Consider the following 15515-nt stretch of genomic DNA (forward strand, 5'->3'; position numbering starts at 1 on the left):
GTGGGGGTGGGTTTCGTAGTCGCGGGCCGGGCGGCGGTGGTGCATGAGCCAGCCGAGGGTGCGTTCGATGACCCAGCGGCGGGGCTGGAAGTGGAAGCCGTGGGTGTTGGGGTCGCGTTGGACGATTTCGAGGTCGATGCCGAGGTGGGCGGCTTGTTCGACGGCTTTGGTCTTGTAGCCGTTGTCGGCCCAGGCTTTGGTGACGGTGGGGTGGCGGTCGCGGACTTCGGTCAGGAGTCGGGTGTCGGCGGCGGAGTCGTGGATGGGGATCGAGAAGGTTCTGCCCGGAGTTCGAGGACTCGTCCGCGTAGACGACAGGGAGCAGGCCGGACGCAGTATTCATCCCTGGAGCATGCCGGGCAGACGGGCAGGCAGCCACCAGAATTGCCTCACCGGCTTCCCCGGCCGGCACCGGGCCGCCCCGCCCCCGCTGCTCGACGCCTCACTCGTGCCCCGAGGCCCTGTCCACCGCTCCGTGCCTGGTCACCGGCAGTCGTGACGGGCCGACGGTCAGTCCGTTCGGATGGAGGCTCCGTAGCTGTCCGTCTGGCGCAGCACGTTCGCGTCCTGGACGGGTGCCGGCCATGCCTGGATGAGGTACCACTCGGTGACCTCGTCGGGGGCGAGATCGACAGCGGTGTCACGGCCCCGGGCATGGATGCGGAGCCGGGTAATCCCCAAGGCCGCCGAGGGACAGGACAGGCAGCTTTTCGTCCAGGTCGTCCATCAGGCCGCGCACCATGAGCTTTCCGGATTCCGAGTGCAGGGACACCTCGACGATCTCCTCCCACTCGGCGTCCCTGGGCGCGGGGCGCCGGTGTGCAAGGTGACGGTGACGTCGACATCTCCGGTGTGGATACCGGTGTGGACCGTGGCGATGCCGTCCTGCACCGCAACCAGTCCGTTGTGTGGTTTCGTAGGTGGGAACGGACAACATTTGTCGGCGGCTTCCGGAAGCACTTAGCGATCACTCGGGTCGGAAATGTCGATGAGAAGTGACAACACCGGAGGCCGCAACTGATCCATGCCGTGCGCCTGGGTGAGTTTGATCCAGACGATCGTGGTCCGATGCGGGCGGTGCTTGAAGGGCCGGATGGCGGTGGGGAGCCGGCAGTGAAGGGGCATTGCTCAAACTCACAGACGTCGCGCTGCAAGTCGCCGAGCACCCGTCGTTCTTCTCGACCTTGATCTGCCTACCAGGTGACCGGAAGTTCATGCACGCCGTAGACCGTCATGGCCGACCGCAGTGGCACTTCCTCGGGCGCGACAGTGAGACGTAGTGCCGGGAAGCGGCGAAGCAGTGCGGGGAGGGCGATGCGCATTTCGGCGCGGGCCAGTCGCTGCCCGAGGCACCGGTGGAGGCCGTGGCCGAACGCGAGGTGTCCGGCCGTGGAGCGGGTGAGGTCAAGCGCGTCCGGGTCGGCGAAATGGTCAGCGTCCCGGTTCGCCGCGGAAAGTGCGACGGTGACGGACTCGCCGGCCTTGATCAGGCAGCCGTGGAGCTCGATGTCCTCGAGCGCGACGCGGACCACGTGATGGATGATCGTGAGGTAACGCAGCAGCTCCTCGACCACTGCAGGGGCGTATTCCTCCTTGCCGCGGACCTCGGCTAACTGTGCGGGGTCGGCCAGCAGAGCGAAAGTGCCCAGCGCAAGCATGTTCGCCGTCGTCTCATGCCCGGCGATCAGGAGCAGGAGCGCCAGTCCGGCCCTCTCGTCCGCAGTAAGTCCCTCGTGCGCAGCGAGCCCGCTGAGCACATCTTCCTCTGGCCGGGAACGCTTGTGGCGCAGCAGGTCCCGTAGATATGCCATGAGCTCCCTGACCGCCTCTTGCCGGCGTTCCGGTGTGAGGTCGACGTTCAAGAGCGTGGCGGCGTTCCGCTGGAACCCCTGCCTGTCGGAGTAGGGCACCCCGAGCAGTTCGCCGATCACTTGTGACGGGATCGGCAGCGCGAATGCCTTGAACAGGTCGGCCGGGCCCCCGGCGAGCTCCATCGCGTTCAACTGGTCATTGACGATCGCTTCGATCTCCGGTTCGAGGAGCTTTATCCGGCGCACCGTGAAGTCACCGGTGAGCAACCGCCGATAGTGGTCGTGCTCGGGCGGGTCCATGCGGAGGAAGAATCCCGGCGGCACGGGCGCCGTTGCCGGCTGGGCAATCGGTGAGCGCATGTGGTCCGGGCGGACGCTGAATCGGGGATCTGCCAGGATCGCCCGCGCTGCGGCGTAGCCGGTCACCAACCACCCCTGACCACCGTCGACGTAGGTCATCCGATGGATTGGGCCGAGTCCCTGCCGGCGGCGCAGTTCCTCGGGCGGATCGAACGGGTTCTGGCGGGCCGTGGGCATGACTACTGCCGGGGACGTGCTCTCCATCGGGCCGCTCCTCGGTCGGTACGGACCTCTCGATAAAACAGCACTTGATGCAAAACGTCAATGAATGCAAAATTACATCGCATGCGGTAAGGTGCTGTCGTGACGAGCGACCCAGGGCTGCGCCAGCGGAAGAAGATGCGCACGAGGCAAGCGCTCATCGAAGGCGCCCTGCGATTGTTCGCCGAGAAGGGTTACGACCAGACAACCGTGGCGGAGATCGCGGCCACCGCAGACATCGCGACACGGACCTTCTTCAGCTACTTCGACAGCAAGGACGACATCGTCTTCTTCGACGACAGGTCGCGGCTGGAGCGCGCGGTCGAGATCATCGGAGAACGGCAGCCCGGCGAACCGGTGGCCGACCTGATGCGGCGCGTCATCGACCAGAGTGTTTTCGCGGACACGGACTCGGAGTTGGCGCGGAAGGTCGGCCCAGCTCGGACCCGGCTGATCGCGTCGGTCCCGGCACTTCAGGCGCGCGAACTGCACCTGCTGTTCGACATCCAGCTACAGCTGACCGAAGCGCTCCACCTCGCTTGCCCCGAGCTGGACCTCGTCGAGGCCGCCGCGGCGGTGGGCTCGCTGGTCGGGGCGATCAAGGTCGTCGTCGCCGCATGCCAAAAGCGGGGCAACCGGCCGGAGCAGACCTACAAAGCCGTTCAAAGGGCCACCGACATCGCGATCGACGGCCTCAACTCGCTCCCCCGCCCGGCTTAGCGTGTTCAGCGCACGCGCACTCGGTCGTGGCACGGATAGCGGTGAACGCAGTCTCTGGCCGGTTTTTGAGGCTCGGACGGGTCAGCCTGAGGCTGCGCTCTGCGCCCGGGCGGCCCGGGTGCTGGCGAGCCGGTAGGAGTCGGTGCCGGTCTCGATGATGTTCCCGCCGAAGGTGAGGCGGTCGACGATGGCCGCGCAGAGTCGCGGATCGGTGAACGTTTTGGTCCACCCGCCAAACGACTCGTTGGAGGCGATGGCGACGCTGTTCTTCTCCTCGCGTTCGGTCAGCACCTGGAACAGCAGCTCAGCGCCCCTGCGGTCCAGCTCCATGTAGCTGAGTTCGTCTATGCAGAGGAGATCGACGCGCCCGTAGCGGGCGATGGTCTTTGTCAGGATCTTCTCGTCCGCGGCCTCGACCAGCTCGTTGACCAGCTTGGTGGCCAGTGTGTAGCGGACCCGGAAGCCAGCCATGGCGGCCTCGGTGCCGAGCGCGATCAGGAGGTGGGACTTGCCGGTTCCGGAGTCGCCGATCAGGCAGAGCGGCAGTCCTTTCTTGACCCATTCGCAGGTGGCCAGGGTGTGGATGACGGCTGGGTCGATGTTCGGGTTGGCGTCGAAGTCGAAGGCCCTGATCGACTTCTCTCGCGGGAACTGCGCCGCCTTGATGCGTCGTTCGGAGCGGCGGCGGGCCCGGTCGTCGCACTCGGCCATCAGCAGTTCGGCGAGGAAGCCGCGATACGACATCTGGTCGCGGGCGGCGGCTTCGGCCAGTTCGGGGAACTGGGCCCGGATGGTAGGCAGCCTCAGCATGCGGCATGCCTGGTCGACGGCGGCGGTGGCGGCCTGTTCGGTCAGCCCTCGGTGTCGTTTGAGTGTCACGGCATCTCTCCCTGGATGGCGGGGCGGTCGGCCGGCTGCCGTGCTCGCAGCAGCTGGTCGTAGGCCGCGACCGAGGGCAGCGGCCGGGCGTCGGGCGGCAGCTGGGCAAGCCGCCGTTCGGTCAGCGAGGTCACGTTCGTCCGTTCCGGCTCCGCAGGGACGACAGGAGCCGCGACCTCGTCGGCTTCGGCCGCCTTCCGCGCCTCCAGGGCGACCGCGTCCGCGGTCAGCGCGCCGGCCCTGAGCGCGGAGGCGAGCCCGGCGACCAGGTGTTCGTGGGGGACGTGGCGGCCCATCAGCAGGACTTCGATCAGGGCCCGGGTGCCGTCCCGCTCGCCGTGGGCGGCCTTCGCCGCCTCCCACCAGGCTTCGTGGACCGGCGTGAACTTCCCTGCGGAACGGGCCTGTTCGAGGGCGGTGGCCCCGGGAAACGCTCCGGACTTGCGGACCAGGGCTTCCAGGTAGTGGTCCAGATCCAGCCGAGTCTGTCCCTTGGCGATCAGCCGTTCGTGGCGGGCGACCTCCTGCTGGCCGTCGTAGACCACCAGCTCGGACGCGTGCAGCATTGCCCGGAGCGTCCGGCCGATCAGCCGCACCGGCACCGAGTAGCGGTTGGTGCGGACGCTGATCTGGCTGAAGCGGTCGACCCGCAGGCTGAACAACCGCCCGGTCTCGAAGGGTTCGTCCGGTAACGGCAGCAGTGGCCGTTCGACGGCGAAGTACTCGCTCACCGGCCGCGGCCGGGAGCCGATCCGGCGCTGTTCGTCCTCCTCATCCCACTGCTCGATCATCGCGTTCAGCTGGGCAAGGGAGACGACTTCTGGGACGGGGACCATGTGGTTCCGGCGGAACCAGCCGATCTGCCCCTCGACCCCTCCCTTCTCGTGGGCGCCTTCGATGCCGGGCAGGCAGTAGACCGCGTCGATGCCGTATTCTCTGAACTCGCGGTTTTGCAGCTGAAGTTGGGGGTATGGTCTGAGCGATATCTGGATGTCGGCTCTGGCCGGAGATTCCATGCGCGTGTACGCCTGGGCTGCCCAGTTTGCGTCGCCATCCAGCACGGTTCCCTTTCCGGGAAGAGTCCTGGAGGCTGACGCATGTCCGTGTGGCTGTCGCGCCCGTTTCTCGTTGCTTTGTTCCTGCTTCCTCTCCTGACGGTCGTGTTGTTGTCCGCGCCAGCATGGCTGACGTGGCCTTTTCTTCCGTCGCAGCGCCAAGAAGTCGTGTTGTCGGTCCTTGACCGCCTTGTCCAGTGGACTCGGGCGGCAATGCCCCGTGCGAGTCACGATCGGTCCCGGGCGAACTGACGCTCCCTGTTCTTGATCAACACGGGGTCATTGGTCTGTTTGGGCGACCGCTGCCTTTCGCGGAGTGGGGGTGCCGAGGTCGACAACGGTGCGGTTGCTGCTGCGACGGTCGAGCTGGGCGAGTTTGTCTTCGGCGCCAGCGAGGCTGACTCGCAGTCCCTCGACCTCGCCGAGCCAGCCCTCGCGCTCGGCCTCCGGGATGCGGGCGTGAAGGTTGTCGCGGATCTCCACCAGCCGGTCGCGTTGGGCGGGGTCGGGCCAGAGCATCGGACAGCGGACGCAGGCGTGTTCGTGGATGCAGGGGGTGCTGAACGAGCGGCCGCAGGTGCCGATGGAGACCTTGCGCCGCTCGAAGTGGCCCAGGAACTCAGTCCACTCCTCATCGGTCGGGACGCCGTATTCATCGGTTGGCCGCATGGCTCGTCGACGGGCCAGGAAGGCCAGGTGGGCTTGGACCGCCTCGTCGGGATAGACCGCCTTGTAGCCGAGGGTGACGTTGATGTCCTGGTGCCCGGCGATGACCTGGGCGATGTGCGGTGGCAGGCCGCCGAGGACGGCGTCGGTGATGAACAGTCGGCGGAAGTCGTGCGGCGTGAAGAGCAACGGGCCGCCGGTGACGGAGTCCGTCAGTCCGGTGTGTGCGAGCGCGGTAGTGAGCATCTTCCGGACGGCGCCCGAGCTGATCGCCCGGTTCTCGTAACCGCAGTGTCGCTGGAACAGCAGTGGTGCAGGCGGCAGCCAGGTGCGCTCGTAGTGGTCGTAGGCGGGGACCAGGGGGACTCGGCCGTTGTTGTCGCGGACCCGGCGGATGATCGTGGAGCGGACCTCGGCGAGTTCGGGGCTGACGACCAGGAGCCGTTCCGTGTCGGTCTTCGACGGAACGATCTGCAGGAGCGGGATGAGCTCGCCGGTGGTGGACAGTCGGTATTGGATCAGGCTGTGGTGGGAGAGCTCGGTGAGTTCCTCGACCCGGATGCCGGTGGCCCGCAGGACCTCGACGATGGCGAAGGCCCAGAAGGCGTGGTCCTCCTCGCGTCCGAGATCGCGTCGGTGGCCGGTGACGGGGTCCTCGGCCAACACTTTGGCGGCCGCCGACCGGCGCGGGGCGACGCGTACCAATGTCTGCTCGGCGGCGGTGAACGTCTCGCCCGGTGCAGCGTGGCGGGCGGCAGCCAACATGGCGGCGGCGTCAACCTTTCACTGTGCGGACTCGGCACCGAAAGCAACCGGACGAGTGGTCAACGCCCGTCGCGCGTCCCACCGCTCGTGCGAGTGGTCATGTGGACATTGCACTGCATCACCGCCCGTGAACCAACGGCAACCACGTAGCGTCTCCTGTCGCCCCCACCGCTTCCTTCAGGAGAGTTGGCCCGTACTGCTCACTGGCGCGACCGGATTCCTCGGCCTCCCCGACCTCGACCCCATCGGCCACGCCTACCTGAGCCGGGCCCACTCCCGCCCCCCAAAGCAGCAGTGGCCGAACAGCCGTCGACCGGTAACCAGACCGCAGGGCGCTGCACCAACAGCACATGCACCAGCCGCATGAGACGCGCGCACCAGCCTGAGCCGACCGCAGGCCACGCCGCCAGCACCACGCCATCGCTCCACGGCCCGCAAGAGAGACAAACTAGTGGAAGAAAACCTCGCCGACGCCTACAACGACACCAGCATCCTGTTCCGCTTTCTTGGCCATCTGGGCTGGGGTGACCTGGTCAACATCGGCTACTTCACCCTGCCAACGCTGCCCGCGTTCCTCGGCGGGCTGGCCTCCTTCCAACGGACTCTCGCACGCAAGTCACTGGCCCTGCTGGACACCGTGCCCGGAGATGTCGTCCTGGACGCCGCCTGCGGACGCGGCCACACCACCGCGGCCCTCGCCGACAAAGGCTGCCAGGCCCTCGGCGTCGACCTCCAGCCCCAGCAGATCGAATGGGCCCGCGAACGATTCGGCCACCGGCCCCGTGTCTCCTTCGCCGTCGCCGACGTGACCCACCTGCCCGAACAGGCCGCAGGCGTGGAACTCACCCAAGGCAGCATCGACCGCGTCCACTGCCTGGAAGCCGCCTTCCACTTCGGACCGGACGGCCGCCGTGCCTTCCTCGCAGAAAGCCACAGGGTGCTGCGCCCCGGTGGCCGCCTTGTCCTGGTAGACATCACCTGGCCCGACACAGCACCGCAGACGCTCGCCGAGATGGACCACGACAGGCTGGTGCGCAGCACGTGGAAGTTCGACGAGTTCGACACCCCGGCGACCTACGTTGCTCACGCCACGGCCGCCGGCTTCCAAGTCCATGCGCTGCTGGACTGGACCCGTCCGGTCATTCACCGTTCCACCCAGCTCCTCGGACTGACCAGCCGCCTTACATCCACCCAGGCGGGCCGCCGCGCGCTACGTCTGCGGTGGCCCGGCCTGTCAGAACTCACCCACCAAGACTGGACGAACGTCACTGCCGTAATGCAAGCCCACCAGGCCCTAGGGCGAACAGCCAGCTACCACGCCCTGGTTTGCGACAAACCAGACCGCTGAGCCTGCACCACACTGTGTTTCGACTGCACTGTGGCAGGGCCGGCGAGCTCCGTTCGGCACCGGCTCCGCTAGCGGGTCAGCGGCGCGAACGCCGAGGTTTCGGCAAGCCCGAGGCGGTGAGCAAGGCATTCGTTGTATCGGCGCATGGCCAGCATGCGAAGGGCCCCGCCGGTGACCATTTCGATACCCGCCTCCGGTTCTGCCTCCACGACGGGCACGACCACCCCGTCCAGCCACTCTGGGCCGTGCTCGGCATCGGCCTCCATGTGGTTGAAGAAGAACTCGACCGCATGGCGGAAGCGCTACTCGGGTGACAAGTGCGGCAAAGTCGGAGGCGAGTGGATGACCCGTACCGCCGCCGGGAGCGCTACCCGGAGCCGGTCAGCCGCTGACCCCTGTCAAGCCGAAGGTGGCCCCCTGGGCAAGCTCTCCCGCGCGGCTTGGCCGGGCGCCCAGTCGGCGCTGAGCGGCTGTCCGGTGCCGGGCATCCCGGCCGGGACGGCGGTGAAGCCGGTACGCAGCTTCGCGGCAGGGCAGACGGTCTACGACGCGACGTGCAGTGCAGCGGGCGGGTGCGGAGGGAGCAGGCCCTGCGGGTTGTCGCCGTCACGAGCGAGGTGGTGGTGACCGCCTGCGCACAGGGAGCGCAGGCCCGTTGGGCCGCGCTGTACCAAGGGCAACTCCGCCCTGTTCCCGTACGTTGCTCCGCGTTGGTCAAGCCCTGGACGAAGGCTAGTCATTCAGTCGATGACAACAGGCGTGCCGGTGAGAGCGACGCCGGCCTGACGCAGTTCCTTGATGGCGTGGTCGGTGGTGTCGGTGGCCACGCCGGCGGTGTAGTCGAGCAGGACACGCACGGCGAAGCCGGCTTTCGCGCCGTCCAGCGCGGTGGCCTTCACACAGTGGTCGGTGGCGATACCGACGACGTCGACGTCGCTGACGCTGCGCGCGTGAAGCCAGTCGGCCAGTGGTGTGCCGTCCGCGGTCGAGCCTTCGAAGCCGCTCTTCGATGCGGAGTGCGCGCCCTTGTAGAAGACCTCGTCGACGGCGCCGGAAGCGGCTGCCGGCGCGAAGTTCGGGTGGAATGCGCTTCCCTCGCTGCTGGCCACGCAGTGCACGGGGAAGGAGTTTTGGTAGTCCGGGTGGTCGGAGAAGTGGTCGCCTGGATCGATGTGGTGGTCGCGGGTGGCGACGATGTGCGCGTACTCGCTGCCGGCGGAGTTCTGGACCATTTCGGCGATGGCACGGGCCCGGTCGGTGCCGCCCTTGACCGGGATGCTGCCGCCCTCGCAGAAGTCCTTCTGCACATCGACGACGATCAGAGCACGGCGCACAGCGCAATCCCTTCCTCGCGAGAACCCGTGCTTGTATGCCTGCCCGTCCGCTGTGAACGGACGCACCACAGGCCCGGGATTCACCTGACCGGGCTGGTTCCGCGCACGCGTTCGATCCCTACTGTCAGGCGAGTCCGATTAGCTCGTCGTTCCGGGAACGTCAACTGCCACCTCAACAACTACGCCTCCCCCTGGGTACAGATGACACCTGACTGAGAGGACAGCGGCAGCCGCGCACGTGCAAGGGCACCCAGCGGGGGCTCTTCGCTCAGTTGGGACGGGAGGGCTGGGGCCGCGTTCCGGAGGGGTTGGCACACGGCACGCGTTCGACCAGTGAAACCGTGCCCGCAGTGTGCCGTTGTGGCTCTCGCCGTGAGTCCCGCGCTCTCCCGGTGCGGGACCCATGCGCCGCCCGGGTCAGGGGACGGGGTTGACGGTGACCTCGGTGCCGGGACACTCGCCTGCGATGTCGCGCATGGCCGCCTGCTCTGCCGGATCCACGCTCAGGTTCCACCCGAGTTTCACGGCGACTTGGTCGGACAGGTAGCGGCACCGCTGGGAGGGGTTGTCGGGCACGATCCAGGTGGTTACGTCCTGGTCGGACTTCTGCCGGTTGGACCGCTGGCTGACCGCCACCAGGTGGCGGTCGTCACCGAGGTAGTTGGCGTACTCGACGCGGCGCTGCTTGGTCCACTGGGAGGCGCCGGAGTCCCAGGCTTCCGCGAGCGGCACCATGTGGTCGATGTCGGTCTTGGTGACCTCGGTGTCGTGTCGGGTAGCCCCGTGCCCTCTCAGGCTCCGGGGCCCCCTCAGAACCGGACGTGCGACTTTCACCGCATCCGGCTCAAGCAGGCCGCGAGGGCTGCGCATTCTTCACCTTCTTCGGATTGCGATGGCGATCAGCAGCGTGGTGCTGCTGGTGACATTCGGCATGGATGAGTACGAGGTTGGATGCGTGGTCTGATCCTCCGCGACTTTGGTAGACCAGGTGGTGCCTGTGGATCGTCCGGGATGTGGCCTGGAACCAGTTGGCCCACTCCCGCACGGAATCCGGCTCATAGCCAGCTCCGTCGATCAAGTCCTGCCCGCATAGCGGGCACAGCCCCTTTTGCCGTGCTGCGAGGTGGACGTTTGCTCCGTCAACCTGCGGATGCACGCGCTTTCGGGTCCTGCCGGCCCAGTACTCTTCGAGGCTTGGGTCATCCTTGGACGACCGTTCCCTTCACAGGGATGTGCCTCGTAATTCTGGTCCAAGCGAACTTGCACAGGTACTTCCCGGTTTCCTTGTCTCCGAAGACCCAACTGTCCTTCCTCGCCGGGTAAAGGTACTTCCCCCAGTACTTGTCCAGGATCCACTGTTTGGACTTTCTTGGATGGCGCCTCACGGCCCACCGCCACATGCGCTTCCACATGTAGTGATCCAGGGATGCGAAGATCTCCGACGAGACCGCGCCCCTGTAGTAGGTGGACCATCCCTTGATCGCCGGGTTGAGGTGCCTAATAACCTCTGTGGTCGGGGCCTGGCACAGTGAGCGTGTCATTTCCCTTACCGTTTCGGTGATCCGCTTCACGGCTTCCTTGCTCGGTTTGATGAGCGTCTTTCCCGAGTACTTCCTGATGTTGAACCCGAGGAAGTCGAATCCTTCGTCGAGATGGACCACCTTGGTCTTGTCCTCGTTTGAAGGTGAGCCCCTTCGGGTAGAGCCACTCAGCAAGTCCCTTCTTGACGTTCCACGCGTCCTCTTCCGTCCTGCAGAACACGACGAAATCGTCTGCGTATCTGACCGTGCGAGGTGACCGCAAGCGTTCTTTGCGGCTGGCGCCAGGGCGGCAGCCCGCCGCTTCCTCCATGCCGTGCAGGGCCACGTTGAGCAGCAGGGGGCTGATCACTCCGCCCTGAGGCGTGCCCGCCTCGGTTGGAGCGAATCTCCCTCTTTCCATGACTCCTGCTTTGAGCCATCGCCGGATGGCTTCCCTGGCTGGGAAGTCTCCGAGGGCCTCCAAGAGCCGATCGTGGTTGATGCGATCAAAGGCGCTCGCCAGGTCCGCATCGAGTACCCACGCCCGCCTGGCTTGGCGGTGTGAGGTGATCCGGAAGATCTGTTCGATTGCGTCATGGCAGCTCCGTCCGGGCCGGAAGCCGTAGCTCCCGGCTTCGAAGCGAGCCTCCCATTCAGGCTCGAGTGCGTTCTTCACTCTCGCCTGATGCACTCGGTCTCTGATGACTGGAATTCCGAGCGGTCGCATCTTTCCGCTGGTCTTGGGGATATAGACCCGACGTACGGGCATGACACCCTCCGCTGGATCTTTGCTGATCGACCTTGCCAGTCTTCCTTTGCCCGCAGGCTTGAGGACTGTCTCGCCGTCAACTCCAGCAGTACGCCTTCCGGTGCTCGTCTGGGTCACCCTCTTAACGCTTTGCAGCGTGTTCGAGTGCGACCGCAGCATGAGTTTCTGAAGGTTTCGGACCTTCTTCAGGTCTCCTTCTTGCGCAGCCTTGAAGATCCTCTGTCGAAGCCGCCTTACGTTGCGTTCTGCACTGCCCCAGTCAATGAGGTTCCAGTACAGTGCATCGTCCGAGGTTCCGTTCCCCAGGAGGATGGATTGGTCGGTTCCCTCTACCTGCGTTTCGGTCCCCATGACGCCCCCTCCCGGTATCTAACTTGCACCTTGGCTAGTGCTGCTTTACATGATCTCTTCAAAGGCCCACCTGACCCGCGTGGGCTCCCTTTCGGGCCGGATCCAGAATCCGTATCTGCCGGGTTATACGTGGCGGGTGAGGCCCGGGCTCCACGTTTTCCCCTGAGCTTTCGCTCTAGCAGCGTTTGCTTCTCGGGTCATCCTGCGCCCGCAAGGGATTTCGGCCTTAGTTGCCTCCGGCTTACCGGCTGCCGCCGGACCCTTACGGGGTTGTCGTGTTCCGCTCCTGTTAGATACGTCCGTAGGAGGGCGCCCCCTATACCCCGGGACCGATGGTGATCGCACCCTTCTAGGTACGGACAGAAGGGTCATCCTGAGCTTCTCGGCTCTAGGTCCTCTTACGTGTCGCCGACTTCGAGCCATTGCGACACTTCACTCTGGCGGGGCCTCATCACAGGGCTTCGGCGTAGTCGCGTGACGCCCTGTTCGTGGTGGTCTGCTCCCATCGGCGTCCGCGGAACGTGACAGGCCCGGCTTCCAAGATCATGGAGTTTTCTACGCCCCGTGATCCGAGTGGAAGACCGTGCCTGCCGACGCATCATCGCTGATCCCGCCTGCCCTTGACCAACTGCGTGAGAGTTCGCGGGTCGGACCCGAGGAGGTTCTGGGCCTGCTGGAGCGGCTGGCCGAGGTGCCCGACCCGCGTGATCCACGTGGGGTGCGCCACCGCCTGGCCGTCGTGCTCGCACTGACCGCGTGCGCGGTGCTGGCAGGAGCGACCTCGTTGCTGGCGGTCGGTGAGTGGATCGCCGACGCCCCAGCGCACGTGCTCGAACAGGTCGGTGCTCACCCCGATCCGCTTCTGCCCAGGCGGGCTCTGCCCGCCGAGACCACGGTCCGAAGACTCCTGGCCCGCCTCGACGGCGACGCCCTGGACCGGGCGGTCGGGAGCTGGCTGGCGGACCGCCGCCCCAAGACGACCGGGGCCGCCGGGCTGCGCGGCCTGGCCGTGGACGGCAAGAGTCTTCGAGGCGCGGCCAAGGCGAAGGACCGCAAGATCCATCTGCTCGCCGCACTGGAGCACGCCACCGGCCTGGTTCTTGCCCAGTTGGACGTCGGCGAGAAGACCAACGAGATCACCTGCTTCCAGCCGCTGCTGGATACCGTCGCCGACCTGGCCGGCACCGTGGTCACCAGCGACGCCATGCACACCCAGCGCGAGCACGCCGACTACCTCATGGGCCGTGGTGCCCACTACATCGTGATCGCCAAGGGCAACCAAAAGAAGCTCCGCCGCCAGCTCAAGTCCCTTCCCTGGAAGGACATCCCGCTCCAGGGCCGCACCAGGAACGCCGGTCACGGACGCTCGGAGATCCGCCGCATCAAGGTCGCCACCGTGAACAACCTCCTCTTCCCCGGAGCCCGCCAGGCCGTCCAGATCAAGCGCCGCCGCACCGACCGCAAGACCGGAAAGACCACCGTCAAGACCGTCTACGCCGTCACCAGCCTCACCGCCGAGCAGGCCACCCCGGCCCAGCTCGCCCGACTCGTCCGGGACCACTGGACGATCGAGGTGCTGCACCACGTCCGCGACACCACCTTCGCCGAGGACGCCTCGCAACTGCGGACCGGCAACGCACCCCGCGCGATGGCCACCTGGCGCAACCTCGCCATCGGAGCCCTCCGGGCAGCCGGATCGAAGAACATCGCGGCTGGCCTCCGCCACAACGCCCGCGACCCCCGCCGCCCCCTCGCACTCCTCGACCTCACATGATCACAAACCGGATAGTTTATGTCGTTTTCGAAGCCCTGGGTCGCGGTTGAGCGCGTCGTTGTCGCAGATAGCCGCGGGGCTGGACCTCCTCGGCGAAGACCGGGTTCTGGATGGCCTGGGGCAGGTGGGGAGGATGATGCGCCCGGCGCCGCCCAAACAGATGTGAGTTCAACTCCCTTCGACAGAAGTCGCGTTCGAGCCCCCTCCCACGTGCGGGGATCTTTGTGATTCGGGCCGCACTCTCATGGGCTGGTCTGCATGATGGTGGCCAAGACTGGACGGTAGGACGGCAGGTTCGAGCCCTCCTGCCGCACCGCTGTGCTGACCAGCCCCTGCTGGTTGCCGCTCAGCCACATCCCACATGGAGACGACGCATGGACGAATCGCTGACGATGCTTGCGATGACTGGCGCGACGACCATCATGAGTGCCATGGCCACCAGTGCCTGGGCCGCCGCCCGTGCTGGGACGATCCGGTTGTTCCGTCGCTCCGAACCGGAAGACCAGCGTGCTCTCGAAGCTCGGTTGGACCGGGAAGCGGCGCTGGTGCGGCAGGAGCCGGACCCCGACTCCGCCCGCAGGGACCTCGTGGGTGGCTGGCGGCTTCAGTTGGTCGCCCTGCTTCGCGAGCACCCAGAGGCCGAAGCGGAGATCGAGGCCCTGGTGGCGTCCGTGAATGCTCAGCTGCCCAGCGAGGGAAAGACAAGCTGGATCCAGAACGTTTCCGCCAAGGACCATGGCATGGCCTTCGGCGCCCAGGGCGGCAGTATCACCGTGCACCACACACCCGCCGTACCCCAGCCGATGCCCGCTCGGGACGGAAACAGTGACTGAAGCGGACGGGCGCGACCCTGCGCCTCCGGGTTCGAGGCAGGTCGTCCACGTCGAATCCGGCTTCGGCTACGGCGCGATCGGCGCGGATATCCACGTCTTCGGGGACGGCACCCCTCTGTACCTGCTGGAGCTTTGGCGCGTGCCCCGGACCCCGGAGCCGGAATGGTTGCTGGAGTCACCCAGCCGCATGCTCAACGCACGCTACGAGGTGGCGGACTTCACCGGCCGCGAGGAAGACCTGGCCCAGCTGCACCAGTGGCGCGACAGCCGTCCGCGCCTGGCAGCGCGATGGCTGTACGGGCCCGGCGGGCAGGGCAAGACCCGGCTTGCCGCGGAATTCGCCGCCCGGTCCGCCGACCAGGGTTGGACCGTCATCACGGCGACCCACGGACCCGGCACCGTCCACCCGCCACCGGGGAGCCAGGACCTGCGACTGCGCCACGCCCGCGGCGTGCTCCTCATCGTCGACTACGCCGACCGCTGGCCGCTGACCCATCTGTCCTGGCTGTTCAGCAACGCCTTGCTCCACCAGCCCGGCATGCCGACACGCATCCTGCTCCTCGCCCGCACCGGCGACACTTGGCCCGCCGTGCGCGCCACCCTGGCCAATCACGAGGCGAGCACCTCCACCCACCAACTCGCACCGCTCTCCTCCGACGGCTCCGAGCAACGTGCCGAGATGTACGACGCGGCGCGGAGCAGCTTCGCGGCCTTCTACGGGATCGCCGATTCAAGCGACATCCCGCCGCCCGCGCCCCTGGGCCACGAGGACTTCGGGCTGATCCTCGCCGTCCACATGGCTGCCCTGGTCGCTGTCGACGCGCGAGCCACCGGCAGCCGCCTGCCGTCGGACATGGCGGGCCTCACCATCTACCTCCTTGACCGTGAGCACCTGCACTGGGCGCGCCTGCACGGTGACGGCACCCATGAGTTGAACCCGGCGGAGCGTACGTACCGGACCTCACCGCAGGTGATGAACCAGGTGGTGTTCGCCGCAGCGCTGACGGGCGCCGTCCCCGCACCGACCGGCGCGGCGATGCTGCGCGACCTCGGCTTGGAGCTCGATGCGCCGCAGATTCTCGCCGATCACGGCGTCTGCTACCCGCCCGCCAACCCCACGATCCCCACC

At 66.7% G+C, this 15515-nt stretch carries 13 protein-coding genes and 4 pseudogenes; 5 read left to right on the forward strand and 12 right to left on the reverse strand.

Going from position 1 to position 15515, the window contains the following annotated elements; all coding sequences use genetic code 11:
- From FNH08_RS53595 to FNH08_RS24965, 3 genes and pseudogenes are all read right to left on the reverse strand, one after another.
- A pseudogene (locus tag FNH08_RS53595) lies at nt 1-264 on the reverse strand (transposase); the annotation flags it as partial.
- A gap of 246 nt (nt 265-510) precedes the next feature.
- The gene (locus tag FNH08_RS50885; RefSeq protein ID WP_194238598.1) at nt 511-681 is read right to left on the reverse strand and encodes a hypothetical protein; all 171 of its coding nucleotides are present in this window, start codon (nt 679-681) and stop codon (nt 511-513) included.
- Between the two features lie 512 nt (nt 682-1193).
- Nucleotides 1194-2375, reverse strand: a complete 1182-nt coding sequence (locus FNH08_RS24965) for a cytochrome P450 (protein WP_152773800.1) — start codon at nt 2373-2375, stop codon at nt 1194-1196.
- A gap of 99 nt (nt 2376-2474) precedes the next feature.
- On the opposite strand from FNH08_RS24965, the gene FNH08_RS24970 reads away from it, so the two are divergent.
- The gene (locus tag FNH08_RS24970) at nt 2475-3092 is read left to right on the forward strand and encodes a TetR/AcrR family transcriptional regulator (RefSeq protein WP_322725321.1); all 618 of its coding nucleotides are present in this window, start codon (nt 2475-2477) and stop codon (nt 3090-3092) included.
- Nucleotides 3093-3173: 81 nt separating this feature from the next.
- Here FNH08_RS24970 and istB read toward each other — a convergent pair whose 3' ends face one another.
- The 3 genes from istB to FNH08_RS24985 all read right to left on the reverse strand — a co-directional run bounded on the left by istB (nt 3174) and on the right by FNH08_RS24985 (nt 6457).
- The gene (istB, locus tag FNH08_RS24975) at nt 3174-3971 is read right to left on the reverse strand and encodes an IS21-like element helper ATPase IstB (protein WP_322725322.1); all 798 of its coding nucleotides are present in this window, start codon (nt 3969-3971) and stop codon (nt 3174-3176) included.
- Nucleotides 3968-4987, reverse strand: coding sequence for a Mu transposase domain-containing protein (locus FNH08_RS24980; protein WP_228034323.1), 1020 nt, complete (start codon nt 4985-4987; stop codon nt 3968-3970). The genes istB and FNH08_RS24980 overlap by 4 nt, the downstream gene beginning before the upstream one ends.
- 318 nt (nt 4988-5305) lie before the next feature.
- A complete protein-coding gene (locus FNH08_RS24985; RefSeq protein WP_152773801.1) occupies nt 5306-6457 on the reverse strand; it encodes a site-specific integrase in 1152 nt (383 codons plus the stop codon).
- 451 nt (nt 6458-6908) lie between these two features.
- Between FNH08_RS24985 and FNH08_RS24990 the strand changes: the two genes are divergently transcribed.
- Nucleotides 6909-7805, forward strand: coding sequence for a class I SAM-dependent methyltransferase (locus tag FNH08_RS24990; protein ID WP_322725324.1), 897 nt, complete (start codon nt 6909-6911; stop codon nt 7803-7805).
- A gap of 68 nt (nt 7806-7873) precedes the next feature.
- Here the strand turns inward: FNH08_RS24990 and FNH08_RS24995 are convergent, their stop codons facing one another.
- The 6 genes and pseudogenes from FNH08_RS24995 to FNH08_RS52210 all read right to left on the reverse strand — a co-directional run.
- On the reverse strand, nt 7874-8071 hold the full coding sequence (locus tag FNH08_RS24995; RefSeq protein WP_152773802.1) for a hypothetical protein: 198 nt from the start codon (nt 8069-8071) through the stop codon (nt 7874-7876).
- A 474-nt stretch (nt 8072-8545) separates the two neighbouring features.
- The gene (locus FNH08_RS25000; RefSeq protein ID WP_322725326.1) at nt 8546-9139 is read right to left on the reverse strand and encodes an isochorismatase family protein; all 594 of its coding nucleotides are present in this window, start codon (nt 9137-9139) and stop codon (nt 8546-8548) included.
- A gap of 417 nt (nt 9140-9556) precedes the next feature.
- Entirely contained in the window at nt 9557-10009 is a 453-nt protein-coding gene (locus tag FNH08_RS25005; RefSeq protein WP_152773803.1) for an HNH endonuclease family protein, read from the reverse strand.
- The gene (locus FNH08_RS54050) at nt 9984-10295 is read right to left on the reverse strand and encodes an HNH endonuclease (RefSeq protein WP_407704446.1); all 312 of its coding nucleotides are present in this window, start codon (nt 10293-10295) and stop codon (nt 9984-9986) included. Before FNH08_RS54050 ends, FNH08_RS25005 begins: the two co-directional genes overlap by 26 nt.
- Nucleotides 10296-10338: 43 nt before the next feature.
- The gene (locus FNH08_RS52205) at nt 10339-10800 is read right to left on the reverse strand and encodes a group II intron maturase-specific domain-containing protein (RefSeq protein ID WP_322725328.1); all 462 of its coding nucleotides are present in this window, start codon (nt 10798-10800) and stop codon (nt 10339-10341) included.
- 76 nt (nt 10801-10876) lie between these two features.
- Nucleotides 10877-11779: pseudogene (locus FNH08_RS52210) on the reverse strand (reverse transcriptase domain-containing protein); the annotation flags it as partial.
- Nucleotides 11780-12497: 718 nt separating this feature from the next.
- On the opposite strand from FNH08_RS52210, the pseudogene FNH08_RS25015 reads away from it, so the two are divergent.
- The 3 genes and pseudogenes from FNH08_RS25015 to FNH08_RS25025 all read left to right on the forward strand — a co-directional run.
- Nucleotides 12498-13394, forward strand: a pseudogene (locus FNH08_RS25015) (ISAs1 family transposase); the annotation flags it as partial.
- Between the two features lie 533 nt (nt 13395-13927).
- Entirely contained in the window at nt 13928-14386 is a 459-nt protein-coding gene (locus FNH08_RS25020) for a hypothetical protein (RefSeq protein ID WP_152773804.1), read from the forward strand.
- Nucleotides 14379-15515: pseudogene (locus FNH08_RS25025) on the forward strand (ATP-binding protein); the annotation flags it as partial. The gene FNH08_RS25020 and the pseudogene FNH08_RS25025, both read left to right, overlap by 8 nt.

The organism is Streptomyces spongiae (genome assembly GCF_009377185.1).
GTDB classification, from domain to species: domain Bacteria; phylum Actinomycetota; class Actinomycetes; order Streptomycetales; family Streptomycetaceae; genus Streptomyces; species Streptomyces spongiae.